General features: G+C 61.9%; 24 protein-coding genes and 6 pseudogenes. 12 read left to right on the forward strand and 18 right to left on the reverse strand.

What is annotated here, in order from left to right; genetic code table 11:
• Positions 1-7 precede the first annotated feature (7 nt).
• Positions 8-1,648: an MFS transporter gene (locus OKW38_RS30315; RefSeq protein WP_429364569.1), complete on the reverse strand. Its 1,641-nt coding sequence runs from the start codon at positions 1,646-1,648 to the stop codon at positions 8-10.
• Positions 1,649-1,850: 202 nt separating this feature from the next.
• On the opposite strand from OKW38_RS30315, the gene OKW38_RS30320 reads away from it, so the two are divergent.
• The gene (locus tag OKW38_RS30320) at positions 1,851-3,092 is read left to right on the forward strand and encodes a cystathionine gamma-synthase family protein (RefSeq protein ID WP_429352880.1); all 1,242 of its coding nucleotides are present in this window, start codon (positions 1,851-1,853) and stop codon (positions 3,090-3,092) included.
• A 103-nt stretch (positions 3,093-3,195) separates the two neighbouring features.
• On the opposite strand, the gene OKW38_RS30325 is transcribed toward OKW38_RS30320, so the two are convergent.
• Entirely contained in the window at positions 3,196-3,564 is a 369-nt protein-coding gene (locus OKW38_RS30325) for an NUDIX hydrolase (protein WP_090807757.1), read from the reverse strand.
• Between the two features lie 241 nt (positions 3,565-3,805).
• On the opposite strand from OKW38_RS30325, the gene OKW38_RS30330 reads away from it, so the two are divergent.
• From OKW38_RS30330 to OKW38_RS30340, 3 genes and pseudogenes are all read left to right on the forward strand, one after another.
• Positions 3,806-4,717, forward strand: coding sequence for a CHAD domain-containing protein (locus OKW38_RS30330; protein ID WP_429364571.1), 912 nt, complete (start codon positions 3,806-3,808; stop codon positions 4,715-4,717).
• A 1,538-nt stretch (positions 4,718-6,255) separates the two neighbouring features.
• Positions 6,256-6,699: pseudogene (locus tag OKW38_RS30335) on the forward strand (autotransporter-associated beta strand repeat-containing protein); the annotation flags it as partial.
• 19 nt (positions 6,700-6,718) lie between these two features.
• The gene (locus tag OKW38_RS30340; protein ID WP_429364573.1) at positions 6,719-7,936 is read left to right on the forward strand and encodes an autotransporter outer membrane beta-barrel domain-containing protein; all 1,218 of its coding nucleotides are present in this window, start codon (positions 6,719-6,721) and stop codon (positions 7,934-7,936) included.
• Between the two features lie 284 nt (positions 7,937-8,220).
• Here the strand turns inward: OKW38_RS30340 and OKW38_RS30345 are convergent, their stop codons facing one another.
• The 3 genes from OKW38_RS30345 to OKW38_RS30355 all read right to left on the reverse strand — a co-directional run bounded on the left by OKW38_RS30345 (position 8,221) and on the right by OKW38_RS30355 (position 9,840).
• Positions 8,221-8,472 carry a DUF1488 domain-containing protein gene (locus OKW38_RS30345; RefSeq protein ID WP_018425166.1) on the reverse strand — a complete coding sequence of 84 codons (252 nt, stop codon included), beginning with the start codon at positions 8,470-8,472 and terminating at the stop codon, positions 8,221-8,223.
• Between the two features lie 69 nt (positions 8,473-8,541).
• Complete coding sequence (locus tag OKW38_RS30350; protein WP_090807765.1) at positions 8,542-8,859, reverse strand: hypothetical protein; 318 nt, start codon at positions 8,857-8,859, stop codon at positions 8,542-8,544.
• Positions 8,860-9,234: 375 nt separating this feature from the next.
• Positions 9,235-9,840 carry a TetR/AcrR family transcriptional regulator gene (locus OKW38_RS30355; protein WP_429364575.1) on the reverse strand — a complete coding sequence of 202 codons (606 nt, stop codon included), beginning with the start codon at positions 9,838-9,840 and terminating at the stop codon, positions 9,235-9,237.
• Between the two features lie 131 nt (positions 9,841-9,971).
• Between OKW38_RS30355 and OKW38_RS30360 the strand changes: the two genes are divergently transcribed.
• Together OKW38_RS30360 and OKW38_RS30365 are read left to right on the forward strand one after the other, a co-directional pair.
• Complete coding sequence (locus tag OKW38_RS30360) at positions 9,972-10,895, forward strand: NAD-dependent epimerase/dehydratase family protein (RefSeq protein WP_429333290.1); 924 nt, start codon at positions 9,972-9,974, stop codon at positions 10,893-10,895.
• Positions 10,896-10,897: 2 nt separating this feature from the next.
• Positions 10,898-11,242 carry a DoxX family protein gene (locus OKW38_RS30365; RefSeq protein WP_429364576.1) on the forward strand — a complete coding sequence of 115 codons (345 nt, stop codon included), beginning with the start codon at positions 10,898-10,900 and terminating at the stop codon, positions 11,240-11,242.
• A 259-nt stretch (positions 11,243-11,501) separates the two neighbouring features.
• Here OKW38_RS30365 and OKW38_RS30370 read toward each other — a convergent pair.
• Positions 11,502-11,634, reverse strand: a pseudogene (locus OKW38_RS30370) (alkene reductase); the annotation flags it as partial.
• Positions 11,635-11,664: 30 nt separating this feature from the next.
• Positions 11,665-11,814: pseudogene (locus OKW38_RS30375) on the reverse strand (short-chain dehydrogenase); the annotation flags it as partial.
• Positions 11,815-11,820: 6 nt separating this feature from the next.
• On the opposite strand from OKW38_RS30375, the gene OKW38_RS30380 reads away from it, so the two are divergent.
• Positions 11,821-12,432 (forward strand): TetR/AcrR family transcriptional regulator, encoded by a 612-nt coding sequence (locus OKW38_RS30380; RefSeq protein WP_429364577.1) that lies wholly within the window; start codon positions 11,821-11,823, stop codon positions 12,430-12,432.
• A gap of 28 nt (positions 12,433-12,460) precedes the next feature.
• On the opposite strand, the pseudogene OKW38_RS30385 reads toward OKW38_RS30380, so the two are convergent.
• The 6 genes and pseudogenes from OKW38_RS30385 to OKW38_RS30410 all read right to left on the reverse strand — a co-directional run.
• Positions 12,461-12,763, reverse strand: a pseudogene (locus OKW38_RS30385) (alpha/beta fold hydrolase); the annotation flags it as partial.
• Positions 12,760-12,954, reverse strand: a pseudogene (locus OKW38_RS30390) (DinB family protein); the annotation flags it as partial. The pseudogenes OKW38_RS30390 and OKW38_RS30385, both read right to left, overlap by 4 nt.
• Positions 12,955-12,991: 37 nt before the next feature.
• Entirely contained in the window at positions 12,992-13,708 is a 717-nt protein-coding gene (locus tag OKW38_RS30395) for an O-methyltransferase (protein ID WP_429364578.1), read from the reverse strand.
• A gap of 74 nt (positions 13,709-13,782) precedes the next feature.
• The gene (locus OKW38_RS30400) at positions 13,783-14,079 is read right to left on the reverse strand and encodes a 4Fe-4S dicluster domain-containing protein (RefSeq protein WP_429364580.1); all 297 of its coding nucleotides are present in this window, start codon (positions 14,077-14,079) and stop codon (positions 13,783-13,785) included.
• Between the two features lie 2 nt (positions 14,080-14,081).
• Positions 14,082-14,390, reverse strand: coding sequence for a hypothetical protein (locus tag OKW38_RS30405; RefSeq protein ID WP_429333286.1), 309 nt, complete (start codon positions 14,388-14,390; stop codon positions 14,082-14,084).
• Positions 14,391-14,402: 12 nt separating this feature from the next.
• Entirely contained in the window at positions 14,403-14,984 is a 582-nt protein-coding gene (locus OKW38_RS30410) for an RNA polymerase sigma factor (protein WP_176078998.1), read from the reverse strand.
• Positions 14,985-15,289: 305 nt separating this feature from the next.
• On the opposite strand from OKW38_RS30410, the gene OKW38_RS30415 reads away from it, so the two are divergent.
• On the forward strand, positions 15,290-16,072 hold the full coding sequence (locus OKW38_RS30415; RefSeq protein ID WP_429364581.1) for a transporter substrate-binding domain-containing protein: 783 nt from the start codon (positions 15,290-15,292) through the stop codon (positions 16,070-16,072).
• 141 nt (positions 16,073-16,213) lie between these two features.
• Here OKW38_RS30415 and OKW38_RS30420 read toward each other — a convergent pair whose 3' ends face one another.
• On the reverse strand, positions 16,214-16,966 hold the full coding sequence (locus tag OKW38_RS30420) for a TIGR03118 family protein (protein WP_429364583.1): 753 nt from the start codon (positions 16,964-16,966) through the stop codon (positions 16,214-16,216).
• Between the two features lie 261 nt (positions 16,967-17,227).
• Between OKW38_RS30420 and OKW38_RS30425 the strand changes: the two genes are divergently transcribed.
• Positions 17,228-17,563, forward strand: a complete 336-nt coding sequence (locus tag OKW38_RS30425; RefSeq protein ID WP_429364585.1) for a hypothetical protein — start codon at positions 17,228-17,230, stop codon at positions 17,561-17,563.
• Positions 17,564-18,357: 794 nt separating this feature from the next.
• Here the strand turns inward: OKW38_RS30425 and OKW38_RS30430 are convergent.
• Positions 18,358-19,575, reverse strand: a complete 1,218-nt coding sequence (locus tag OKW38_RS30430; RefSeq protein ID WP_090807791.1) for an FAD-dependent monooxygenase — start codon at positions 19,573-19,575, stop codon at positions 18,358-18,360.
• A 173-nt stretch (positions 19,576-19,748) separates the two neighbouring features.
• Here OKW38_RS30430 and OKW38_RS30435 point away from each other — a divergent pair, with 173 nt between their 5' ends.
• Positions 19,749-20,693: a LysR family transcriptional regulator gene (locus tag OKW38_RS30435; RefSeq protein ID WP_429333283.1), complete on the forward strand. Its 945-nt coding sequence runs from the start codon at positions 19,749-19,751 to the stop codon at positions 20,691-20,693.
• A gap of 36 nt (positions 20,694-20,729) precedes the next feature.
• Here OKW38_RS30435 and OKW38_RS30440 read toward each other — a convergent pair whose 3' ends face one another.
• A complete protein-coding gene (locus OKW38_RS30440; protein WP_429364587.1) occupies positions 20,730-21,347 on the reverse strand; it encodes a dihydrofolate reductase family protein in 618 nt (205 codons plus the stop codon).
• 384 nt (positions 21,348-21,731) lie between these two features.
• Here OKW38_RS30440 and OKW38_RS30445 point away from each other — a divergent pair.
• Positions 21,732-22,067 (forward strand): annotated as a pseudogene (locus tag OKW38_RS30445) (EamA family transporter); the annotation flags it as partial.
• A gap of 32 nt (positions 22,068-22,099) precedes the next feature.
• On the opposite strand, the gene OKW38_RS30450 reads toward OKW38_RS30445, so the two are convergent.
• Both OKW38_RS30450 and OKW38_RS30455 read right to left on the reverse strand, forming a co-directional pair.
• Positions 22,100-23,167 carry a rhodanese-like domain-containing protein gene (locus OKW38_RS30450; protein ID WP_429364589.1) on the reverse strand — a complete coding sequence of 356 codons (1,068 nt, stop codon included), beginning with the start codon at positions 23,165-23,167 and terminating at the stop codon, positions 22,100-22,102.
• A gap of 57 nt (positions 23,168-23,224) precedes the next feature.
• Positions 23,225-23,881 carry a peroxiredoxin gene (locus tag OKW38_RS30455; RefSeq protein WP_184055094.1) on the reverse strand — a complete coding sequence of 219 codons (657 nt, stop codon included), beginning with the start codon at positions 23,879-23,881 and terminating at the stop codon, positions 23,225-23,227.
• Positions 23,882-24,627: 746 nt separating this feature from the next.
• Here OKW38_RS30455 and OKW38_RS30460 point away from each other — a divergent pair.
• Positions 24,628-24,909: a DUF4148 domain-containing protein gene (locus OKW38_RS30460; protein ID WP_429364591.1), complete on the forward strand. Its 282-nt coding sequence runs from the start codon at positions 24,628-24,630 to the stop codon at positions 24,907-24,909.
• Positions 24,910-24,936: the final 27 nt, after the last annotated feature.

A 24,936-nucleotide genomic window follows, 5' to 3' on the forward strand; every position in this document is an offset into this window, starting at 1 on the left:
TCGTATCTCACTCCGGGCGCGCCACCGCCGGCCGTTTCAGCGGCTGGATGGTGGCCATCGCAAGCCCCGCTCCGGCGAACGCACACGCGGCGCAGACGAGCGCGACGGCCCGCAGCGCGTCGGTCATCGCATCGGCTTGCGCGCGCGCCACGGATGTCTCGCGCGGCGTATGCGAGTCGCCCGCCGCCCCTCCCGCTTGCTCGACCGGCGCCAGCAGTTGTCCGATCTGGCGCGTATCTTGCGGCACATGCAGTTCGTCGAGGCGCGCCGATAGCGCCGCGTGGTGCGACCACACGAATACGATGCCGAGCACCGCAATCGCCAGCAGGCCCGCCACGCGCGCAACGGCGTTATTGATGCCGGACGCCACGCCTGTGCGGTCGCTCGGCACCGCGCCCATCACGGTCGTGGTAAGCGGCGCGACGGTGATCGTCATGCCAAGCCCGAGCACGACGAGCGCAGGGAAGAATTCAGCCCAATAGCTGCCGCGCACGAACGGCAGCCCCAGCAACGTGAACCCGACGCCGGCGACGCCCGGGCCAATGGTCAGCAGCGCGCGCGAACCGAAGCGGCTAGTCAGACCGCCTGTGAAGCGCGATAGCAAACCGATGATAAAAGGCACCGGCAACAGCGCCGCTCCCGCTTCGGTCGCGGTGTAGCCATGCGCGCGGATCAACGTGAACGGCAGGAAAAAGAACGTGCCGCCAAGGCCGAAGTAAAGCAGCAGTGTGACGAGGTTGGCGCCGGCGAAGTCGCGCGAGCGAAACAGGTCGAGCGGCATCATCGGGTTGGGGCTGCGCGCCTCAATGGTCACGAATGCGGCGAGCATCAGCACGCCGGCGCCAATCGCACAGAATACGAGCGGATGCGCGAAGCCACGCGCCGATGCTTCGGTCAGGCCGAACGTCAGCGCGGCAAGGCCCGTGGCTGCGCTCAGTGCGCCGGGCCAGTCGAGCTGTCCAGGCGCATCGGCTCCGTGGCTGTTGGGCACCGCCGATATGGCGAGCGCGATCGTCAGCGCCGCGAGCGGGACGTTCAGGAAGAAGATCGCGCGCCACGACCACGCGTCGACGAGCCAGCCGCCCGCCACCGGCCCCACGGCCGAGGTGATCGCGCCGACGCCCGCCCAGGTGCCGATTGCCCGTCCGCGCGCTGCGTCGTCGAACACCGCGCCGATGATCGCGAGACTGCTGGGTACCAGCAGTGACGCGCCGATGCCTTGAACCGCGCGCGCGGCGACCAGCGCAAAGGTATTCGGTGCAAACCCGCAAGCGGCCGACGCCAGCGTGAAAAGCGCGACGCCCGCGATGAACACCGTGCGCCGGCCGAGCTTGTCGCCCATCGATCCGCCGACCAGCACGAGGGAGCCGAGAAACAGCAGATACGCGTTGACGACCCACTGCATCGCCGCGACGCTCGCGCCGAGTTCGCTCTGAATGGCCGGCAGCGCGACGTTGACGACGGAGCCATCGATGAACGCCATGCTCGAACCACCGATCGTCGCGGCCAGCGCGAGGCGCTTGCGCCGGCACGGGCGGCCGGTCGTGACGGGCTGCGTGCGGATGACGAGCTCGTCGCACGGGCTCGCCTGCGCGGCGATGATGTGCGCCGTCCTCGGCTTGCTACCAGGATGATCAGGGTCGGCCACGTTCGCTCCCGTGCTGGTCGATGAAGACTTAGAGCCTGTTCGTGCCACCGAGGCTAGTCAACCCCGCAGCGCGACATCGCGGAGCGGGTTTTGCCCATTCGGGGTGTCCCGCGCCGCCGGACGGGACGCCAAGGACTTCGCCGGCGAGCGGTTACAGGTGATAATCGGTTGGAAGCAATCGATCTAAAAAAGCGGAGAAGGAATGGACAAGCAAGGTTTCACCACTGGCATCGTTCACGGCGACAGAATTGCGGGCACGGAGCACGGTGCCTTGCGTCAGCCAGTTCATACGTCCGTGCAATATGGTTTCGAGCGCGTCGAGGACCTGATCGGCGTGTTCCAGGGCACGAAGAAAGGCGGCTTCAATTACGCACGGCAAGGCACGCCCACCACCGCCGCGCTCGAGCGCAAGATCACCAGCCTCGAAGAAGGCGTCGGCACGGTCTGCTTCAGCACAGGCATGGCCGGCATCACCGCGACGTTCCTGACGCTGCTGCGCGCGGGCGATCATCTCGTGTCGAGCCGTTACGTGTTCGGCAACACCAACAGTCTGTTCGGCACGTTGCGGGGGCTCGGCGTCGAAGTCACGACCGTCGACGCGTGCAACGTCGACGACGTGAAGAACGCAATCCGGCCGAATACGCGCATGGTGTTCGTCGAAACCATCGCGAATCCGGGCACGCAGATTCCCGACCTGCAAGGTATCGGTGACGTGTGCCGTGAGCGCGGCATCGTGTACTTCGTCGATAACACGATTACCTCGCCCGCATTGTTCAAGCCAAAGGCGGTCGGCGCGAGCCTCGTCATCAACTCGCTGACGAAGACTATCGCGGGTCATGGCGCGGCCCTCGGCGGCGCGGTGACGGATACCGGTCTGTTCGACTGGAGCGCGTATCCGAATATCGCCGACGACTATCGGCGTTCGGCGGCAAAGGATCAGGGGCTGCTGCAGATCCGCAAGAAAGGCCTGCGAGACATGGGCGCGGCATTGTCGTCCGAGCAGGCGCACTCGATCGCGATGGGCGCGGAAACGCTCGCCTTGCGCGTGAAGCAAAGCAGCGACAATGCGCTCGCGCTCGCGCAGTTTCTCGAAGGGCACGAAGCGATCGGCAACGTGTTCTATCCTGGCCTGAAGAGCCATCCGCAATACGAGATCGCACAGACGCTGTTCAAGGGCGCGTCGTGGCTGTTGTCGTTCGAATTACTCAACGTGGATCGCATGGTCGAAGTCGTCAACGCGCTCAAGCTGCCGGTCAAGGCGACCGGTCTCGGCGACACGCGCACGCTGATCATTCCCGTCGCGCCGACGATCTTTTTCGAAGCCGGGCCGGAAACGCGCAAGGCGATGGGCATTTCCGACGGCATGCTGCGGCTGTCCGCGGGCATCGAGGATATCGACGACCTGATTGCGGATTTCGCACAGGCGCTCAAGTTCGCGGCGTAGTTTTTCGGGCTTTCGAAATTCTGAACGAGGCTGGTACGCCGGCCTCGCTTGTTTAGTTCCTGGCAGTGCAATCGGACGCCGGGGTATCAGTTGAAGGTCTGGGCTACTTCCTGCGCCGCTGATACATGAGCTTCACGATATCGGTCGTCGGCCCGCTGGTCATGAGGCGACGGATCTCGTCCATGTGAACCCAGCGACACCTGGATATTTCGTTACTCGGGCGAGCTTTGGCCCGATTCGGGATTTCGCAGGAAAACACGTGATGGTGCTTCTGCTTGCCACGGAAGTCGAAGAGATGCTTGGCCGACTTGCCGGATAGTTGAGTTTCTTCCTTGAGTTCCCGAAGTGCGGCGTCCGTGCGATGTTCTCCACGCTTGAGGATCCCGCCCGGTAAAGCCCACTTTGCTTGACTACGTGCGACCAGAAGGATTCGCTTACCTCTGCGACAGATCACGGTGGCGCGTTTCTTCAAACCGAACTCCCACTTATGCCCCAGATGCTCTCAAGACGCGCACCACACGGCGGCGTATCGGGCGTTGCCAGACATAGTTGAGCATCCTAATACAGAACAGCAGAAGCCGGTAATGTTTCGAAACGAGGACAGCGGACGCGCGGCAGCTTAATGTATGTCATCACCGCGTCACAATCTCGGCGCTCGAGGGTCGCTATGGTAAGGTCTCGGCAAATGAATTTCTATCCGACTCGAGGCTGCAATGGATATGGATGGTGACTGGTCCTTGCCACGGCCAAACACTCTCTTCAAAGTCAACCGCCGGACGGCCGGTTCATCACTTTCAAAAACGAGTTCCATCGCCAGTACCTTCTCATCGCTGGCGGCGCCAGTGGTGGCCGAAGCCGTGCAAAGGGCAAGAGAGCTATCCACGCAGAGCGATGCAGAAGGGTTTCATCAGCTTCGCGTCGCTTTCAGAAAGCTTCGGGCTTTGTACTGGGCGTACTCTCCATACCTCGGAGAGGAATCGACTGCGCAAGCCACCGAAGAATTCAAGCGTCTTGCGGCCGTGGCAGGCCGAACCCGTGACTGGGACATAGCAGGCGATCTGCTGAGAGCAGCCAAGGAGTCCGGCGCCTCGATCGAACTGCTGGTGGCCGCGGCGCGCGAGAAGCGCGCGCAGGCGGTGGTGCATAGCCGGACGATGATCAAAAGCGACGATGTCGAGGCGTTTCTGAACGATGTCATGTTTCGCGCGCAAACCACACTGCTGTCGCGTTGCGACAATCTACCCATTCAGGCGTTCGCCGAGAAGCGTGTCCGGCTAGCGCGGCGTGCACTTCAAAAGCGAAGCAGACGCGCTGCACGCAGCGAGGACACCCACGAGCAGGATCTTCACGACGTTCGAAAGGCAGGCAAAAAACTGAGGTACCTGCTGGAGTTTTTTCAACCCGTTATCAAAGGCGGACACGGTCGCACCATCAAGGAATTGACATCCGTGCAGAACAAGCTGGGGCAGTTCAACGACATTGCCGCAAGCGAGGCGCTGATTCGCAGCGCGTCATTCAATGAGGTTCCGCCCGAGGTCGTGCGGGAATCGCTGCAATGGTTGGGAAAGCAGAAGTCCCAACGGATGCGGGAGGCATCGCGGCGGGTCCGAGGCATCTCTAACTGAGGCGGGCGCGATCTGACTGAGTGGATGCCGAAGTATCACCGGGTTGTTGCGCGGTTGGTAAACGGCTGCGCTCGGCCGCGAGGAGCCGCTCACCGGGAGCATCGCCGGGACAGTCAAACGTCAGTGGCAATCTGGAAAGCGGAGATCCATCGGCACACGACGATATGCTCAGGCGGTTTTCTCGGGTGGCGAGCCGTTGGTAGCTCGCATGACAGGACCGCAATCGAAGCCTTCCAGGTTAATTCTTGACAAATCAATCTGCCTACCTACCCTTAGCAGAACTTGGCAACAACTCAATCGCGTGCGCACAACCAGTAAGGCAACGACTGTTCGGGGAGATGCTTTCCAAAGTCAACGTCGATGGGTCGGTCTCCCGAAGTCAAGCTCGCTTGACCTGGCAAACTTCCACCGGCAGGTAACGGAGGGTCGTCGTGGCGGCAAGAGCGATTCATCGCGCATCGTTAAGCACGTTGGCCGGCGGCGCGCACGGTCGATTGACGATTCCGCTGACGACGCGGCACCAGCGACTCAACTCTTTCTGCACCCTCCATGCCATATGGCTCATGGGCCTGGCACCCGTGCCGGCATTGGCGCAGCAGACGGTGACTGAACGGCCCAATCTCTCCGGGAGCGAAACGATCGACACCCCCGCCAACAACGTCCTGTTTGTTGGCACCGATAACACGAGCACCAGCTTCTCCGGCACGATCAACAATGCTGGCGTTGCGAGCGATCCAACGTCGCAACAAGGCCAGTTTGTCAAAACGGGCGGCGGAACACTGACGATCGACGGCGCAAGAATCCGGGGGGGCTCCGCATTCGTGATTGGCGGTGGACTGGCGGCGACGAGCAGCGACGCCGCCATCGACTATCTTTCGCTGGGCCTGGGCAATGCCCCAACTCTTCCCGGATCGACGTCGTCTGGCACGTTGAACGTGAGCGGCGGCACGCTCACGTTCAACTCCGCGCTCCAGGTCGGCGACTTCGGCGGCACGGGCACGGTTACGCAGACCGCGGGCAACGTCGTCTTCGGTATGCCGGGCACGCCGGTGTCGCTGAACATCGGCAACCAGGGCGGTACGGGCACCTACAACCTGGCGGGCGGAACGGTCACATTCGGCAACAGCACCACCGACTTCATGACGCTCGGCCGCAATACGCAAGGCAACCCGAGCAGCGGCACGCTCAATCTGAGCGGCGGCACCTTCAACGTGGCTAATGGGACGCTGTTCATCGGCTCGAACGTCACGTCCACGGGTAGCCAGGGCACCGGTACGATCAACCAGACCGGCGGTACCCTTGCAATCGGCAGCGCGTCGAGACTGTTCCTCGCGGCGGCCGGCAACGGCACGTATAACCTGTCGGGCGGCACACTGCAGATTGGCGGAAGTTCGCTGTTCGGCGACTTCAACAATCTGGGTGGCACCTATGCATTCAATCTCGGTGGAGGAACGATACAGGTGGTGGGTTCGGCGCTGAGCGCAGGCGTCAACGCAACGCTGGTCGGAGGCACGACGTCGACCATCGACACCAACGGCATGGGCGCGACATGGTCCGGCGTGCTCTCCGGAAGCGGGGCACTGGCCAAGGCCGGCAACGGCGTGCTCACGTTATCCGGCCAGAACACCTTTACTGGTCCGACCAACGTTCGCGATGGCGTGCTCAATCTGACCGGCTCGTTGCAGTCGCCGGTCAATGTGGAGGCGAACGGAACCCTGGGCGGTACAGGAACGGACTTGAACACCGTCACTAATGCCGGAACGGTTGAGCCGGGCTTCGGGCTCCCGGCAGGGCAATTCGGTGCGATGACTGTCAAAAATTTCGTGGGTGCCGGCGGCACGCTCGCGCTGCGCACGTTCCTCGGTCTGGATGGCTCGCCGTCGGACAGACTCATCATCAACGGCGGCAGCGCCGACCCTTCAGCCGTACGTATCACGAACGCAGGCGGCTCCGGTGGATTGACGACGGGGAACGGCATTCTCGTCGTCGAGACAACCAACGGTGGCACCACGGCGTCGGACGCCTTTTCGCTCGTCGGCGAGGCGCGGTGGCGCCGAAGACTATCGTTTGTTTCGCGGTGGCGTCAACAGCAGCAATCCCGAGGACTGGTTTCTGCGCTCGTCGTTCGTGGTGCCGCCCCCACCGGGGGGAAGCGAAGAGGAACCGGAAACTGGACCTGGCACCGAGCCCCCACCGGATCCGCTGCCGCCAGGCGTCTACCCGATCATCGGGCCGGAACTGGCCACCTATGGCGTAGTTCAACCGGTCGCCCGGCAGATGGGTGTCGAGATGCTCGGGACGCTCCATGAGCGCATCGGCGACACGCTCACGACGGAGAGCGGCGGCGCGGGCGGCTCGGGCTGGGCAAGCTCCGCCTGGGGACGCGTGTTCGGCGGCCAGATCGACAACCGCTACGAGGCTTACACCGATCCGCGCGTGAGCGGCGGAGTCGGAGGCGTGCAGACCGGTCTCGACCTATGGCGTGGAAGCGTCTGGCCCGGTCATCGCGACGCTGCAGGCGTCTACTTTGCATACGGCTACGGCAGTGCAGATGTCGATGGCCTGGTCACCAACGCAGCGGCAACCGGATACACGCTGGAGCACACCGGCTCAATGCATCTGAATGCATATACAGGCGGAGGCTACTGGACGGACTACGGCCCCAGTGGCTGGTATGTCGATGCGGTTGTGCAGGGTACGCACTACGACGGCGCCGCGACCACTCAGTTTGCGAATCTGCCGGTCCGGGGTACGGGCTTCGCGACATCACTCGAGGGGGGCTATCCGATCCCGCTGCCGCTCGGCCCGGGTTTCGAGCTGGAGCCGCAGGCGCAGATCATCTGGCAGCACGTGTCGTTTTCCGACGCGAACGATGGTCTGGGTGAAGTCTCCCTCGGCTCCACTTCGGGCGCGAGTGGCCGCCTCGGCGTGCGCGGGAAGTGGACCATCGAAGGCAGCCAGGGAGCGGTGTGGCAGCCGTATGTGCGTGCCAACCTGTGGCGGGATTTCAATGCCGAGGCCACCACGACCTTCGCCAATGACCGGGTGCCGCTGAATGTGCAGGCCACGCGACTGGAGCTCGCCGGCGGTGTCACCGCCAGGCTCAAGGAGCGGCTGAACCTTTACGGACAGTTCGGCTACCAGTTTGCCGTGAGTGGAGACAGCAATGTCCGCCGTAGTGGCGTCGCGGGCGATCTCGGCGTGCGCTACCAATGGTAGGGCCTCTAAAGTGCAAGGTGTCCTGCATCCCGACCTTCCAGGTCGTGGATGCACAAATGTAGGCAGGCAAAGGAGACTTATAACTGCCTTGCCAGTCCTGATATCAAGAGTCGACTACGGTCGAGAAGTCGTCAGCGATCGCCCCGGAGACTGGCCGAAGTGCATCAAAAACAGCCTGAGGATGCGGAAGCCGTCGACGGGCAGCAGCGGATCGAGCCTGTATGAAAACGCGTTGATCGCCTGAACTGGATCAACTTATTCAGCATGGGTGACCGGATGAAGCTTCAGTGCAGCGTGTAGAGAGTCTGCGGCCCCTCGGCATAGAGGGTCATGGCGACCTTCAGGATCTCGTTGCGATTCCGGTCGAAGGAGGCCAGCACCTCCGCTTCGTCAGTACCGAGGGCGGAGTCGAAATGCTTCAGTACGCGGTCTTCCACAAAGAAGGTAATCTCGCGTGCTTTGTCGTATCCCCAGAACCACACGCCATGCCTGATCCCATCATAGCTGCGGCTGGGGTTGGAAAAACTGAGTGCCATGTGTCGTCCTTCGTTCTACGCCTCAGATGGACCGGGTTGCACGCTCACTACCTGCGCGGAGCGCTCCCGCTAGTGCGGATCGCCTTTCATGCTTTCGGCTTCCATCGCGGCATGCAATTCCTCATACGCCTCGATTGGTTCCATGTCCTGATCGACGAACGCGGCTGCGCGCTCAGCGGCGCTCGACGCGTCGCCCGGAATATCGCTCTCGCTGTCGTCTTCGGTACTTGGCGGCAGCAGCATGTCCTCAAGCATCCCGCGCAGCTCGGGAGTATTCCATGGCTTGCCCAGCTTGGCCTTCCTGTTCAGGTAATGACGAATTTCCGAGTCTTGCTCGGCCGTGAGCGGAAGCCCACGAAAAGTGGGGTCCGAGTGGTGATGGATCATGATGCACCTCCCGAAGCGGTTTGCGCCTTCAATGTGGAGATATCAATTTTACTGCGGTGAACGTTACAAGTTGCATGTGATCGCTGTGCCGCGTGTCCGCGGCCAACCGATTTACGTCTTCTTCTTGGCGACACCTTCGTTCGCAACCCGCGAACGAACCGTGCTGAACGGCTTTGCCGGCACTGACGGCTTCGCGGGTTGCTTGGGCTTTTTCGCTTCGCGAGTGCTGCGTAATTGACTCTTGGCCATGGTGTTGCTCCTGGTGCGTTGCGTGACAAGGTGGTATTCCCAGCATACGCGCTTAGTTTGGTCGCGGCGTCAAAATGAACTGATGTGGAGTGTCGCTACGCGGAAAACTGACAGGGTTGGCCCATTTTAGCGAAGTGCCGCCGCCACGGCCTCGTCAATCTGCAGCGCAAAGCGCGCTTCAACATCGGGCACCGCGTAGCCAATTGACAGTTCCAGATACGCGTCGCCTAGCACCAACTGAACGAATGTCGCTGCCCGCAATACAGCAGTCGATTCGTCAAATCGCTTTCGCAGAATTTTTGCCGCGAAGGCACGCACGACCTTTGCGCCATTTTCGTAAAACACCTGGCCGAGTTCCGGAAGACGCTCGGCCTCAGCGACGATGGCCCGGTAAAGCCGCAGGTAATCCGGCACGATAAGGCTTCGTGCCAGCAACCACCCCAACTCGTGCAACTCGACTTCGGGTGATCCATCGGATTGCTCGTCCTGAGCCCCGGCAAGAAGTCCACCCACCTGAGCGCACATCGAACTCACCAGACCAATGAAGAGCGCCTCCTTCGACTTGAAGTGGCGGTAGACCGTCTGTTTGCCGACGCCAGCGGCCGCGGCGACATCGTCCATTGTTGCCAGGCCGAAACCTTGGCTTAAAAAAACGGTTCTCGCGCCTTCGAGGATGGCGGACCGCTTACGGCGTTGCAGCGGGCTCAGGTCGGGGAGAGAGGGTGTGTTCATCCCAGATAAATAACAGATCGCCGAGTAGTTGACAAGACTGGTCAGTCTCGTTTAGATTTGCCAGAACGAGACCGGCAAGTCTCGTTCGTGTGACTTTATCAACTTCGCAGGCAATCATCGAGGAGAACGCTATGGAACTGTTCATGACAGGTGGTACTGGCTACATCGGGCAAGCGGTCGCGCGCAAGGCAATCAGCCGCGGCCATCAGGTGACGGCGCTGGTGCGCCAGGACAGGTCGGCTGCTGCCAGCGCGCTGGCAGATCTCGGCGTGAAACTGCATTCCGGCGACCTGCGTGAGCCACAGTCTTTCGCTGCGACTGCCGGGGCCGCCGAGGGCGTGGTGCACATGGCGTCGACCAATGATGCTTCCGCCGGTGCCGTTGATGAGGCTGCGGCTGTAGCGATGCTTTCGCATTTGCAGCCGGGCGCGGCGTTTGTCTATACGTCGGGCACCTGGGTCTACGGCAATACGGAGGGCGAGCCCGCGACTGAAGCTTCGGCGCTGAACCCGACACCACTCATCGCCTGGCGGCCCGCAGTGGAGCAACATGTGCGGGCGCTAGCGGCGAGCCGCTCGATTGCCGCAGTGATTCTCAGGCCGGCGATGGTGCACGGCTACGGCGGTGGCGTCTTCGGCATGCTTGCCGGGATGGTCCGTCAGACCGGCAGTGTGAGGGTCGTCGGCGATGGTCGCGATCACTGGCCTGCCGTTCACGTCGACGATCTCGCCACGGCTTACCTGAGCGCGGTGGAGCAGGCGGCAAGCGGGGACGGTCGGGTCGCGGGACAGATCTTCAACGTGGTCGCGGAAGATGCCGTTGCCGTTGCCGAAATGGGTGAAGCGATTCGGGCCTCGGTCGGCGCCGATCGCGTCGAACTCTGGTCGCTCGACGATGCTCGCAAATCGCTTGGACTGTTCGCTGACGCACTGGCGCTCGACCAGACAGTAAGCGGCCAGCATGCCCGCCGAGTTCTTGCGTGGGAGCCCCATGGCCCCGGCCTGATTGCGGACCTCTCTGCACAAAAACACTTTCAGCAAATCAACGGAGCATGACGATGGTGTGGAACAGTGCGTCTTTAGAATCGATCCTCGCGACGATCGTAGCGGTTCTGTTCGCGGTTGCTGGGGTGGTCAATCTCGCAAGACCCGGCGCGGTGAAGCGCGACTTCGCACGCTGGGGTTATCCGGCATGGTTTCAGTGGCTCTGTGGCGCTCTCGAGTTGTTGAGTGCGGCACTTCTTGCTGGACGACAAACCAGAGTCTTAGGCCTAACCCTGGCCGGTGCGATCATGATCGGTGCGCTCTTCACGTTGCTACGAAATCGGGAACCGTTCCGGCATCTCGCCCCGGCGCTGATCTTCTCGGCTCTCATTGTGGTTACTGCGGCGGTCCGCGGTTGAGGGTTCCTTGCCACCAGGCGAGTGAGCCCGGGACGCTAACAGCCCGTGCGGGCAATCCGTGCTGCAGGTACTTGAAATACGCGCACGGATAGCTGCACTGGAGCAAATCCAGTTTGATCGCGTGCGTCATGCTTGCGCTTTTTGTAGCGATGGCTGGGCGCTCCGGGTCGCCTGCCGCAGATCGCCGCTTTACGAGCCACGGGAAACGGTCCCTCATGCATGGGGCAGCGCGCGGCCACTACCGGCCATTCGTGGCGCATATCGCCGGCGTGGAAGATGGGATCGGAGAGTCGCCCGACGTGCCAGAACTGGGAGACGATCAGACCGCCGGCTGCGTGAACCGCAGAGGTCACCTCCTTCCAGCCCGCGACCTGCTTTTCCGTCCAGATGCCCGCGCGCAACGAGCGGGCGCTCCGGCCCCTTCAGTGCGGCGCCGGAGCGTCGAGATAGACGCCTGCCGACAACCCGGCCTTCACCTGCCGCGTGAACTCGTCGGTGGACACTTCCTCCGCCCCTGCCTCGATCGCGTCGTATGCCTGACGCACGACGTCGGCCGGCGTCTTATAAGGGAGAGATCGATGGGGGTGTCACGACAGCAGGCCGCCGAGAACCGCAGCGCGATCGTCGCGGCCGCCGAGCGGCTTTTCCGGGTACGCGGAGTCGATGCCGTGGGGCTGACGGAGTTGATGAAGGAAGCCGGTTTTAGCCAGGGCGGCTTCTACAACCACTTCAAGTCGAAGGATGCGCTGGTCACCGCGGTCATGGAAAAGGCGATGCAAGACTACGCGGATTCGCCAAGCGGCGGCAGCCTGGGGAAGCAGGCGGCACGCTACCTGTCCGCCTCGCACCGCGACAACCTCGCAGCAGGGTGCCCGCTGTCCGGCTTCGCTGGCGACGCTCTGCGGATGACCGACGCGGCGCGTGCGTCCTACGCGCGCGGCCTCGCCGCGTATCTCGACCGGCTTGCAGCCATGATCGCCACGGAAGGCGCGACGACGGAACAAACCCGTCGCGATGCGATTGCAGCGTTCAGTCAGATGGTCGGGGCGCTCGTGCTGTCGCGTGCGATCGCAGGCGCCGATCCGGCCTTCGCCGACGAAATCCTCGACGCGGGGCGGCGCACGCTCGTCGACGCGCTCGACGACCCGGTCACGCCGGACAGCGGGCGCCGCAGCAGGTCGGATCGCTGATACGCCGCCTGCGGCCCCGGGGGCCCTGCGTGAAGTTGCCTTCAACATTGACAATCCGGCGGACGTCTCCTGGATATGCGTGTGCAAACAGCATCGCGATCGATCCGCCTATCGAGTGACCAACGACATCAACACGTCTTGCTCCGAAGCGTGCGTCAGCGAACCCGCGAATATGCTCGACTTGCGCGGGTAAGGAAATCTGCTCGAACGGGACGGACCGATGCTCTCCATAGCCGAGCAAATCGGGGGAGGCGTGCTTGGGTTCGTATTGCCATACGTCCAAGGTTCCCATGAAGCCGTGAATGAAAATGACGGGCGGGCCGTTCTTCATATCGGTCGTCCTCTCTTTGGGCGTGTTTCGGTTTTCTTCAGTTCGTCATCAAGTTCTGCGAGTTCAAGCAAATGAGTCCGATCGTGGTCAAGTAACTCACGCACGAGTTCTTCGAGAGTCATGTGCCGCATACCATCGCGAAGCCCGCAACGCATAAGCTGCTCCGCTCGCAACCCAGATTGAACGGCACATGAACCGGATTCCGGACGGCGTCCACTCTTCGTCAGCCTATGACACGACGACTGTAAATTCGACCCCTGATTCAAAGTCGAGCGTCGTGGTCGAAAAGCGCGGATCGTCGTCGAGGTAGTGCTTGTATGGCCGAACGGCGTCCTCGGCGGTGTACATGTTGTCGGCGAGAACGATAGATCCCGGGCGTAGCAGGCGCTCAATCTGCTTGAACAGATTCAGATAGGTGTTGGCCCAGACGTCGATAAACACCATGTCGAAAGTGCCGTCCAGTCCGGCAACTGTCTGGAATACATCGCCCTCCCGCAGGTCAACATAAGCGTCTACGCCCGCCGTTCTGACGTGGGCCCGAAGTTGTGCGCACTTAACAGCATCGAGTTCAGTCGCTACAACCGTCCCACTGCCTAACGTGCGAAGGGCCTCGGCGAAATACAGCGTGGACACGCCGCAGGAACTGCCGAGCTCGAGGATTCGGGCCGGCTTGTGCGAAAGCACCATGTTGCGTAAGAACCGTCCCGTTTCCGCTGACACGGCTAACGATAGAGCAGTGCCTTGCGAGAATTCGAAATCTTCGCTCGATAGCCCGAGCGTTTCGAGAAACCGTCCACGGAGTCGAGGTACGAGCGTTTCGTATTCCTCCGCGAGACTCAGAAACTCCTCGCTCGATACCTGAAATTGCGCCTGTGCGCGGGCTATCACTTCTGTCTGGCTCTGTTCGTGAAGCTGTCGCAGAAGATCCGTGGTTGATGAAGCCATGTGCGCTCCTTGAGGAGATCGATAATACTGACCACGGCGCCAGGCGGCCTGCGCTTTTCTTAAAACGCGTAACGCTATGCCGTTCTGGCGAGCTTGATCGCGCGTTCAGGGCACGCCGTCACACAAAGACCGCACGACCGGCAGGCGTACGCGTTCGGTGTGTAGACGACTTTCATTCCATGCACGCGTAGCTTGAGGCGGTGCATCAAATCGAGGCTGAGATAATCGACGTCATCGATGCGCCGGATCTCAAACACATTCTCAGGGCAGACCTCCAGGCAATCGCCCTTGCCTTCGCAACGTTTCAGGTCGACGACTGGCGCAATCACGCCCGGCTTCTGTTTGCAGTCGTCCGTTGATTTCTCGCGCATGTTCAATCTCCCGCGCGCCGGTCGCGGCCCGATCGCCATGCCGTCTGGAAATGCTCCCGTTCTTCGGGCGTCATCGCTTCCCATTTGCGCCAGTGACGCCGTTCGCGCCAGCCGCCGTGTCCGCGGAATCCGCCAAACAGGATGCGGCTCAAAACCAGCAAGCCCAACGCGTGTGCGAAGTCGATCGCACGGGCGCCAACGAATAGCGCCGGAATCACCCAATTCCATAGCGTCATGACCACCCATCCGAGCACGGCTATGGCGACCACCACCAGCAGCGCTTTGCCCACATATCTGATTCGAAACTTCATCCCTCGACTCCTCTATATATCCAGTTCGTCATAAATGGCCTGCAGTCGGGCTCGCAGATGCAAGACCGCGTAGCGTTTGCGCGCGAGCAGCGTATTGAGCGTGACGCCGCTTTCCGCCACCATGTCTTTGAAGGGCCGCCCCTCCAACTCGTGCGCGATAAATACCTCACGTTGATTCGGCGGCAACTCGTCGAGCGCATCCTGCAAGGCCTTGAGCAATACAGCGCGAGCGTAAAGCGCTTCGGGGCCTGCATCGTGCGCCGGCAGGGCGAGGTCGAGGCGATACTCACCGGTGGTCTCGTCCTCGGCCTCAGACAGATCGGTCAGCGGTTGCTCCTTCTTCTTGCGAAAACGATCGATGATGCGATTGCGCGCGGCACGGAAAAGCCACGCGCTCGCCTGTTCGATCGGAGCGGGAAGCCGGTAAGCCTGCACGAATTCGTGGAACACATCCTGCAGGATGTCTTCGGCGTCGTCCGGGTCGCGTATTCGACGCCGGATAAAATTGACGAGCCTCGTGCGCTCACGCACCACGGTCGCGGTGATGTCGCTGTCTCGGTCGGTCATCGGGTGCGAGGTGGGTGGCGGTTCCATGCGCCTGAAGACGTTTCAGGAGCGCGAATATTGTGGTGAGCGCGAAAAATCTTTCCGTGAGCAACTGCCGGTTCGCTTGAGGCAGTGCGTGACAGGGTTGTGACCATTGATTGACCGGAAGACGTGGGTGCGTTTCCGTAGCGATGCCGCGCAATCCAACCAACGTCCATTGGACCGACACCCGATCCAGGCATAACCGCGTTCGTTTCAGAAAGAGCCGCCGCAACGACAACCGCGCATGTAAGTAGAATCGTCAACATTCGGCCCGGCATTTGATGGCCGTTCCCGATTGGCGAGACACAGCGATGAAGGTAACGATTGCGTACATCGAAGAACCCCCGTTCGGTTGGACGGAACCAGATAGTACCCCCACGGGCGCTGACATCGATCTGGCCGACGCGGTTCTTCGGGCGATCGGCGTAGCCCGGATCGAGCATCATCCGACGTCGTTTAGTGAACTCCTGCCCGGCGTTGAAGCAGGCAGGTGGGATATGAACGTTCCGCTGTTCGTCACACGCGAACGCCCCAATATGGTCGCATTCAGCGTCCCGGTATGGGGGATCGCAGACGGTTTTCTGGTTCGGACTGGAAACCCGAAAGCGCTCGACAGCTACGTGTCGCTTGCCAAACGCGCTGATGCGCGCCTTGGCATCATAGCCGGACAGGTGCAGCACGACTCAGCGAAAGCGTCTGGCGTAAGCGAGGACCAAATAGTCGTCTTCGAGCATCAGGCCGACGCTGTCGAAGCGGTTCTCTCTGGCGCCGTCGATGCGTATGCGAGCACGGCCTTGGGGAATCGGATCATTGCGAACCGGATCGGAGGCTCAATGCTCGAGGCTATCGAGCACGAACCGGGAACGAACGGCAAGCAGCAGAAGCCTCCGCTCGGGGCATTCTCGTTCAATAGAAGTAACAGCGATCTGATCCAGGCGGTAAACAAAGCCCTTCGTTCATATCTGGGTTCGCCAGATCATCGTGCTCGCATGGCGGAATTCGGCCTGACAAACAACGAGATCGATCCCGCTCTCGCGGGTCGAGTACAAGACGGGCGTCGGCCAGGTCTGGTGCTCAACCGCGCGTGGATGTGATGATCATCACACGCACTGCTCAGGCGCACATCGCCCCGCATAAGCAATATCGTTGAGCAACGCGTCCCACTGGCGGATGTACTCGTCGTAGTACCGCCGCTCTCGCATCAAGAGCGGCGCTTCTCAATGGCGCGCTTAGCGCTACATTCCAACGCTCATCCCGCCGCCCGCGCTTGTGCCGGTGTTCGTACCCGTGTTCGTGCCCGTGTTCGTACCTGAGCTCGACGTCGTATTCAGATCGATTCTTCCGTAGACGTCATCGGCTTTGTCATTCGGCCCCGCCGCGAAGAAGAGCGTGCTGGAAGGCTGATTGCTGAGATCGTTGCCAAACGCGATGCCCCACACGCCCTGCTCGACGATCGGACTGCCGTTCGGCCCACTGATCTGTCCCATCGACTGACCGCTCGACGCGTTGAACGCATTGGTCGGCCCTACCGCGGGTGCCCAAGCGGTGATGGTGCCGCCTTCGCCCGTGAAGATGAATGCAGCGATTCCAGACTTGCCGTTTTCCGTGACGCGGAAGCTTTGTGTTCCATTGAAAACGATGCCCGTGGGCGATGCGGAGCCGTTCTTGCCGTCGGGTATCGTGACGACCAGCGATTGCGGCACGCCATTGCCGTCATAGAGCGTCGCGACGTTGGTGCCGTTGTCCGCGACCCAGACGAAACCTTTGGGATTGAAGGCCAAGCCCCAAGGGTTTTTCAGATTAGCGTCGGTGTGTGCAGCGGGCACCGCGCCATCGGATACGAGGGCCGTCGCTGTGAATGACGACTGGACGGGTGGGCTCGCGCTGCTCGAACTCGAGCCACTGCCGCCACCGCCGCCGCATGACATCAGAGTCGCGACGGCCGCGCCGCATGCAACGACGCCGAATAGAGCGAGTAGAGACTTCATGACCGCACTCCTTGTTCTGCGCAAAGGACCTAACGGTCAATGAACGAGAACGGCACGGGATTTATTCCGGCGGAGAGCGGCTTATTTCGCGGCAGATTTCGTGCGATCCAAGGGCTGGATTCGCCCCACGACCGCCACTTCATGCGCCGCCGATCGCGTCGCTACCTACAAAAGCACGCGGCACGCTGTTTGCGACATTGCTGTAGCGCAGGCGGCAACTGTCTGCGTCTATCTTCCAGTCCAATTAAGGAGGGGCGGATCATGAGCAAGGCAACCATCACACTAGTCGCGGCCGTCGCCGCACTCTCGCTGTCGGGCGGCGCTTATGCGCAGGCGGCCGGAGGCCAGAGCGGCAGCGGTTCGACCGGCACAGCCGGCAGCACGGCTAGTCCGTCGAACCAGATGAACGGCGCAACCACGGGCGGCTACGGCATGCCAGGCACCACCAACACGGACAGCGGCATGGGCGCCAAGGCGCCAAACTCGGGCCTGCCGGGCAGCAATAGCAGCTCGACGTCTGACACCACCGCCGCTCCCAAGAGCAACAACACGCTGGCGACCCCGAGCGTGGTGTCGCCAGCCGCTACCGGCCATTGACAGCTGGTAGAAATGACCGTCAGCCGCGAATCAGCGCAAGCACAAAGGGCGGCCATCGCAGCGACATAGGTGCAATTGCGACCGGCGCGCAGTTTCCCGGATAGCAGGCGCTAGCTAATACGACCGATCTACGCGGTTCCACGTTGTCGCTATTCGACATTTCTCCACCGGGAATTACGCGCCGGGTTTCCAGGCAACGCGTGAACTCCAGGATTTACGGCTCGCATCATAAGCCGCAGCCGGTAGGCCGCGCGTTGCCGGTCACTCGATGCCGTGCAGGAGCGTATGGCCGTCACACGCGAACCCATTTTTCACAATATCGATGCCAGTTTGGGCAATCGAAGCAAAAGTCCAGCAAGCAGATAGCACAACGCGCAAGCGACGCTACCCGTGACCGCGAACTTCAGCAGAGGAGCTGCGGGTACGTTTCTCCACGCCAACGCGACGGCAACCAGAACGGGCGGAGGGATAACGTAGATCGTGCAGGCACGTCGCGACAGCGGCTGCCACGCGCCAACGAGTCTGTCGAAGCGTCGCTGGAAATTGCTTGCGAGAAGTAATATTGTTCCCCACGCGACAAATGGCTCCCAGAACGCCTAGACGATTGCCAGCGGACGACCGCGCAATTCAGGAAGGTATGCGCCAAGAAAGTACACGAGCGGCAATATAGGTAACGTGATCAGGGTGACGCGCCACTCGGTCAATGGGTTGCATGTGACGCGTAGTGGCTGGAGAGAGGCGCCTGGCATGAGCATGCGGCCCACCGCCTCCCTATTGAAGCCTCATGGAGAGGCTCAAAGCCACGTGCCCCCTTGCCGCGCGCTCGGCTCTTGCGCGAGCGCATCGAAATCGTGAATCCAGTCGAGGTGATGCAGCATGCTGTCGCGCGCCCCTAGCCGCGCGTTGCGTTCCTGCGCGGCGGGGCCGTCCGGCAGATGCAACACGTCCGCGGTGCTGATCGACGCGTACTGCACCTTGCGCGTGCGGCCCCGGCGCAGACGCTCGTAGGCTTCCTGCGCTTCCCGCCACTTACCCGGGCCCGCCTTGGCGAGTTGCGCGGCCAGCACCACGGCATCCTCGATCGACTGGTTGGCGCCCTGGCCGTGATGCGGCACGAGCGCATGCGCGGCATCGCCGATCAGCGTCACGCGGCCCTTGCTCCAGCGGCCAAGCGGCGGACGGTGAAACAGGCCCCAGCGCTGACTGATCGGCACGGCCGTGATCATCTGCACGACGGCCGGATGCCAGTCCTTGAACAGGCGCAGCTGCTCGCCTTCGGTCGACGGCATGACCCAGTCGCGCGACGGCCACGGCGACGGATGACGCTCGACCAGCAGGAAGTTCTGATCGCCCTTGTCGCCGATCGGATAATGCAGCAGATGGCCGCCGGGCCCGACCCAGAACTGGATCGTCTCCGGATCGGGCAACAGGTCCATGCGCTCGGCCGGCACGATGCCACGAAAGCCCGAGCAACCGGAATACAGCACGTCGTCGTAGCCGAGCATCCAGCGCCGCGTGATCGAGCGTGCGCCGTCGGCGCCGATCACGAGATCGGCATCGATGCGCCGACCGTTGTCGAACGCGAGACTCACGCGATCGGGATGCTGCACGAGATCGATCAAGCGATGGCTGAGCTCGATGTGCTCGAGACCAACTGCCTTCGACAGCACCGCCTGCAGATCGGCGCGATGAACGCCCCAGTACGAGCCACCGAACTGCTCGCGATAGCTGGGCATGCCGCGATGATGTCCAATGACGCTGCCGCTGCGGCCGTCACGATAAATGAGCCCGGGTACTTCGGCGCACACGTTTTCGAACGCGGAGCGTAGCCCCATGCGCTCGTAAAAGCGCGTCGCGTTGGCCGACAGTGCGACGGCCGCGCCCACTTCGCGCAACTCATCGGTCTGCTCGTAGAGTTGCGCATCGATGCCATGTTCGCGTAGTGCGAGCGCCAGCGTAAGGCCGCCGATGCCGGCGCCGACGATCGCGATGCTCAGATCCATCCGGTTCATGATTGTGTCTCCGATTTGCGGGTTTATCGATTCGGGCCACTTTGGAACGCGCGCCCGGCGCGTCGCATGCGGATACCGTGTTGGTATTTTCAGCACTAGACGATCATTGCTCAATAAGATGAAATGAATCTACTTCATCACTGAAATGAATGACCTTAGGTCATGCCGAGACCATGGAACTGAGCGATCTCGATCTCAACCTGCTGCTGCTGTTCCAGCGGCTGATGCAGGAGCGGCGCGTGGCGAGCGTCGCCGAGCAAATGAACATGAGCCAGCCGGGCGTCAGCAATGCGCTCGCGAAGCTGCGCCGCCTGCTCGGTGATCCGCTGTTCGTGCGGGCGCCGGGCGGCGTGGTGCCTACCCCGTTCGCGCTGCGTCTCGCGGAACCGGTCTCGCAGGCGCTCGCCACCTTGCACGCCGCGCTCAATCCGGTGACGGGCTTCGATCCGCTGCGCGAGATCCGTACGATGACGATCGGTATGACCGACATCGGCGAAGTCGTGTTTTTACCCGCATTGCTGGAACGATTGTCGCGCGTCGCGCCAGGCATCGCGATGAATACGGTGCGCAATACGAGCGTCAATCTGAGCAACGAAATGGCCGACGGCCGGGTCGACCTGGCGATCGGTCTGTTGCCGCAGTTGAAGGGGGGTTTCTATCAGCGGCGTCTGTTCGATCAGCACTACGTCTGTCTGTTCAGGCGCGCTCACCCACTCGAGGACGCGCCGCTCACGCTTTCCGCGTGGCGCGAAGCCGAGCATCTGGTGGTGGTGTCGGCCGGCACCGGCCACGGTCAAGTGGACGAGTGGCTGAAACGGCGCGGCGTGCGGCGTCAGGTGCGACTGACGGTGCCGCACTTCATGAGCGTCGGCTACATCCTGCAACGTACCGACCTGATCGCCACGGTGCCCGAGCGCCTCGCTCTGGAGTTGGCCACGCCGTTCTCGCTCAGCCTGCGCGCGCTGCCGATGACGCTGCCCGCCGCGCCGATCCATTTGTTGTGGCACGAGCGCGTCCATCAGGATGAAGGCAATCGCTGGCTGCGCGAGGTCGTGATCGACCTGTTCGCCGATACCGTGGCGGGTGGCAGGCGAGCGCGGGACGTGAGGAAGAAATAGGCCTCCGTTTGTAAGCGTCGATCGGAAGCTTCGCGCTTACTCGAACGTTCCGGTTCGGACTTCGCCGTTGCGGGTGTAGCGCGTGATCAGCACGCCGCCGGGGGTGCTCGTCGCGTGTGCCAGCCTGAAGGCGGACGCTTGCGCGTCGTTGCCGAACAGGCGTTTGCCGTGCCCGAGCATGACGGGATAAATCAGGAGTTGGAGTTCATCCACGAGGCCCGCCGCCAGCAGTTGGCGCACGATGTCGCCGCTGCCGAACGTCAATAGATCGGCACCGTCGTGAAGTTTCAGCGCGCGTATCGCGTCGGCAAGGTCTCCGTTCAGCGCATGACTGTTGTGCCAACCGAGCGCATCGGATCGATGCGTGGCCACGTGCTTGCGGACCTGATTGAACTGGTCGGCCATGTCGCGGTTGCGTGAATCGGCCGGTACATATGGCCAATAAGACGCGAATATGTCGTACGTGCAACGCCCTAGCAGCAACTCGAACGGCTGTGCGAGCAGATGATGCACACTTGCGCCGACCGTTTCGTCGGCGTAAGGGACGATCCACCCACCCAAACGAAAATCACCACTGGCATCCTCCTCGGGCGCGCCGGGGGATTGAGCGACGCCATCCAGACTGAGGAACATGGAAACGATGTGCTTGCGCATGATGTGCTCCTGGGCGATGAACCTGATCGGTTCCATCTATACGACGAACGAGTCGCGTGCGGATCGACAATCGACGTCCGCACCGGGTGAAGCCGCGCGAGCGAGCATCGCGCGGTCGGCGCACAATGACTGGACCCACGGGTGCCTGCGCCGCAGGTGTGAAGGTGCGCACCACTCGCCAGCGCATGGTCGGAAGATCGCCCGACACAGTGATGCGGACATAGCAGCCGGCGTAACGTCCGGTCGCCCGTGGCATTTCGTTCGATGGCCGATGGGTCTCAGCGGCCGTATTTGGCGTGCCCGTGCTACGCGTGGCAAGACGCGAAGCAGCCGCATCCGCCTGCGTTTCATTAACCCCGTTGCGCTTCAACCTTGAAACCGCCCGGAAAGCACATTTCGCAGAGCATGGACGTCATGGTCATGACGGGTTATCAACTCGGGTTTGGCGGCGCCGTTCTGCTTGCGGCGGGCTACGCGACCGGTGGTTCGTTGCACGCGTTCACGCTGGGATCGATGGCATTGCTGGCCTATCTCGCTTTGCTGTCCGCAGTGGCCTTCACCTTGTGGAGTCTTCTGCTGAAATATAACCAGGTTGGCAAAGTTACCGTTTTCAATTTCCTGGTGCTCGTATGCGGGGGGATCTGGCTGGTCACGCGGCCGGCGCAACGGAGCGCTGGCTATTCGAAGGCTGGCGCGGCTTTGGGGCAAGGCCAAGGCTGAGCTTGTGGGGGTTCCGAAGCGCCGATTCCCCCTCAAACACTATCCGACGCAACCGGCAACCCCTCCGTCCTCCACCGCAGCATCCCACCGGCAAGATTCGCCACCTTGCCGAACCCCGCCTTCGTCAGCAACACGCTTGCCTGCGCCGAGCGCACGCCGGACCGGCACACCGCGACCACCGGCCGCTCGCGCTCCAGTTCATCGAGCCGCCCTGTCAATTGCGACAGCGGCACCAGCTTCGCGCCCGGCAGATGACCCAAACGATCGATGAACTCGGGCGCCTCGCGCACATCGACGATCTGAAACGCGGCGCCATGCTCGAGCAGCGCCATCGGCTCGATTTCCCACACGCCGCTAAAGCGCAGCGTCAACGGTGCCCAATCCGGCGTTTCGGTCGCAACTTCGGTGCCGCCTTCCGGCTGCCCGCAACGCATGTTTGCGGGCACCGCGACCGCCATCTGCTTCGGATGCGGCAAATTCAGGTTGTTCATGTACCCGGCGAAATCGCCGACGTCGACGTCGCCGCCCAGACGCGGATTGAAGCGCCGCTCCTCGGTCACGCTCGTCACCGTGATGCCGCGATAATCGTGCGCGGGATAGAGGAGGCAGTCGTCCGGCAGTGACAGGATCTGCTCGCGCACGGACGCGAACAACTGCTGCGGACTGCCCTGCTGGAAATCGGTGCGGCCACAGCCGCGAATCAGCAGGCTGTCGCCGGTAAAGGCCATGCTCAGATCGTCGAGCACGTAGGTCAGGCAGCCGTTCGTATGGCCAGGCGTCGCGCGCACGCTCAGATGACGCGTGCCGAAGTCGATCCGATCGCCATGCGCGAGCGCTCGCGTGACGCCTTTCGCCTCGACGACCCCGGCAAGCCCGATCTCGCTGCCGCAACGCAAACGCATGCGCCATGCGCCGGTTACGTGATCAGCGTGCACGTGGGTATCGAGCGTCGTGAGCAGCCATAGGCCCAGCTCGCGCAGCAGCGCCTGATCGCGCGGCACCTGCTCGTAGACGGGGTCGATGAGCACCGCCTCGCCGCTGTCGCCGAGTAAGTACGTGTAGGTCGACGAAGCAGGATCGAACAGCTGACGAAAAATCATCTGTATCCCTTAGGAAGGTCGGCGAGGCGGCCGCAAGCGGCCGCCGTGCCACATCTGTCAGCCCGGTTGTTTGGTGGTGCGCAGATACGGTTTGATGGTCTTGAAACCAGGGAAAATCTGCTGCGCCTCGTCGTTGCTGACCGCGGACGTGATGATCACGTCTTCGCCCTGCTTCCAGTTGACCGGCGTCGCGACCTTGTGTTTGGCGGTCAGTTGGATCGAATCGAGCACGCGCAGGATTTCGTCGAAGTTGCGGCCGGTGCTCATCGGGTAGGTCAGTGTCAGCTTGATCTTCTTGTCGGGACCGATGATGAAAACCGAGCGCACGGTCGCGTTGGTCGCGGCGGTGCGGCCCTCGCTGGTATCGCCCGCGTCGGCCGGCAGCATGTTGTACAGCTTGGCGATCGCGAGGTCGGTGTCGCCGATCATCGGGTATTTGACGGCGGCGCCCTGCGTTTCCTCGATGTCCGCGGCCCATTTTTCGTGGTCTTCGACCGGATCGACCGACAACCCGATCAGCTTCGCGTTGCGCTTGGTGAACTCCGGCTCGATCTTCGCCATGTAGCCCAGTTCAGTCGTGCAAACCGGCGTGAAGTCTTTCGGATGAGAGAACAGGACCGCCCATTGGTCGCCGATCCAGTCGTGGAAATCGATGGTGCCCTGCGTGGTCCGCGCGGTGAAGTTGGGCGCGGTGTCATTGATACGAAGTGACATATTGCCGTCCTGTGAAGTCGTGGTTAAGCGGAAGACCCGAGCCAGGCCTGTCTGCAACGGTCCAACACGAGCCCGGTTAATCTCGGGGACTGAAAATCACCAACGCTCACAACGATAGACGAAGCTTTCGCGGCGCATACACGCGCGGCAAGTAGGGCGTCGCCGTGCAGAAGAAGCTCGAGATCGCCGCCTGTCGGGCGAATACGAGCGTTGCCGCATCGCGCAGTGAGATTTCAAATATAGCGCGTTACGCACAAGCCATGCTGACACCCATCGAAGTCAGTCCGGCTGGCCACTTCGAAACGGCTTAGGGAACGACCTTTACCGGTAAATCATGGACATTCGACTCGCCGGCGTGTGTTCGATAGCGCACAGATTTACCGACCCTGATTTGATCAGACCGTTCGGTCGTCGACGCCATGCGAGCAAGCGCGAGGCGCGTCGGAGCGTGCGGTACTGAAGCGCTTGCAACAAACGTCGGTTCGTCAAAGACGACTGCCAGATCGCCTTTTCACTGATAAACGGTCGGAACATGGCTGGCGGACGCCGCGCATCTTTCGGAGACGGGATAAGCGGCTTTTAAGGTTGCAGGGCGTACCTTCATATCCACGCACTGAATACCGGTCACCCCGTCGATCGCTATCTGTTCGCGGTCCACCTCAGCGTGAAGATCGACTCGCTTTCAATGCAGTTAGCGTGGTCCATTCGATCCATCGAAATTTGCCTATTCACCAAGGAGCCAACTTATGAAAGTACTTATCGCTCATGCGATCCTTGCAACCACAATCGCCATTCCAGCGCTCTCGTCGGCGCAGCCCCTCACTCGCTCCGAGGTGGAAGCGAACGTCATACAGGCCGAACAGAACGGCACGCTCCATCAGTCGAAACTGCACTATCCGGACGAGAGCAGCCCGCGGCAGGCACACGCGAATAACGACTACGGTTCAGGGCCGGTAGTGAATTCGCAATCCGGACATCGCCTTTCCTTCGCAACGCCCTCAGATAACGCGCTTTTCTCGCATCACTGAAGTGCTGGTGAGCGTTCGACATTCCAT

Origin of the sequence: Paraburkholderia sp. MM5496-R1 (genome assembly GCF_050436205.1) — a bacterium.
In the GTDB taxonomy this organism is placed as follows: domain Bacteria; phylum Pseudomonadota; class Gammaproteobacteria; order Burkholderiales; family Burkholderiaceae; genus Paraburkholderia; species Paraburkholderia tuberum.

Bases quoted from the DNA above. Each gene is read 5' to 3' on its own strand.
- OKW38_RS30355 (WP_429364575.1), bottom strand. From the start codon at position 9,840: ATGAACACACCCTCTCTCCCCGACCTGAGCCCGCTGCAACGCCGTAAG.
- OKW38_RS30455 (WP_184055094.1), bottom strand. From the start codon at position 23,881: ATGTCACTTCGTATCAATGACACCGCGCCCAACTTCACCGCGCGGACC.
- OKW38_RS30435 (WP_429333283.1), top strand. From the start codon at position 19,749: ATGGAACTGAGCGATCTCGATCTCAACCTGCTGCTGCTGTTCCAGCGG.
- OKW38_RS30350 (WP_090807765.1), bottom strand. From the start codon at position 8,859: ATGATCCATCACCACTCGGACCCCACTTTTCGTGGGCTTCCGCTCACG.
- OKW38_RS30360 (WP_429333290.1), top strand. From the start codon at position 9,972: ATGGAACTGTTCATGACAGGTGGTACTGGCTACATCGGGCAAGCGGTC.
- OKW38_RS30395 (WP_429364578.1), bottom strand. From the start codon at position 13,708: ATGGCTTCATCAACCACGGATCTTCTGCGACAGCTTCACGAACAGAGC.
- OKW38_RS30320 (WP_429352880.1), top strand. From the start codon at position 1,851: ATGGACAAGCAAGGTTTCACCACTGGCATCGTTCACGGCGACAGAATT.
- OKW38_RS30330 (WP_429364571.1), top strand. From the start codon at position 3,806: ATGGATATGGATGGTGACTGGTCCTTGCCACGGCCAAACACTCTCTTC.
- OKW38_RS30415 (WP_429364581.1), top strand. From the start codon at position 15,290: ATGAAGGTAACGATTGCGTACATCGAAGAACCCCCGTTCGGTTGGACG.
- OKW38_RS30365 (WP_429364576.1), top strand. From the start codon at position 10,898: ATGGTGTGGAACAGTGCGTCTTTAGAATCGATCCTCGCGACGATCGTA.
- OKW38_RS30425 (WP_429364585.1), top strand. From the start codon at position 17,228: ATGAGCAAGGCAACCATCACACTAGTCGCGGCCGTCGCCGCACTCTCG.
- OKW38_RS30380 (WP_429364577.1), top strand. From the start codon at position 11,821: ATGGGGGTGTCACGACAGCAGGCCGCCGAGAACCGCAGCGCGATCGTC.
- OKW38_RS30345 (WP_018425166.1), bottom strand. From the start codon at position 8,472: ATGGCACTCAGTTTTTCCAACCCCAGCCGCAGCTATGATGGGATCAGG.
- OKW38_RS30430 (WP_090807791.1), bottom strand. From the start codon at position 19,575: ATGAACCGGATGGATCTGAGCATCGCGATCGTCGGCGCCGGCATCGGC.
- OKW38_RS30420 (WP_429364583.1), bottom strand. From the start codon at position 16,966: ATGAAGTCTCTACTCGCTCTATTCGGCGTCGTTGCATGCGGCGCGGCC.
- OKW38_RS30400 (WP_429364580.1), bottom strand. From the start codon at position 14,079: ATGCGCGAGAAATCAACGGACGACTGCAAACAGAAGCCGGGCGTGATT.
- OKW38_RS30410 (WP_176078998.1), bottom strand. From the start codon at position 14,984: ATGGAACCGCCACCCACCTCGCACCCGATGACCGACCGAGACAGCGAC.
- OKW38_RS30405 (WP_429333286.1), bottom strand. From the start codon at position 14,390: ATGAAGTTTCGAATCAGATATGTGGGCAAAGCGCTGCTGGTGGTGGTC.
- OKW38_RS30460 (WP_429364591.1), top strand. From the start codon at position 24,628: ATGAAAGTACTTATCGCTCATGCGATCCTTGCAACCACAATCGCCATT.
- OKW38_RS30450 (WP_429364589.1), bottom strand. From the start codon at position 23,167: ATGATTTTTCGTCAGCTGTTCGATCCTGCTTCGTCGACCTACACGTAC.
- OKW38_RS30440 (WP_429364587.1), bottom strand. From the start codon at position 21,347: ATGCGCAAGCACATCGTTTCCATGTTCCTCAGTCTGGATGGCGTCGCT.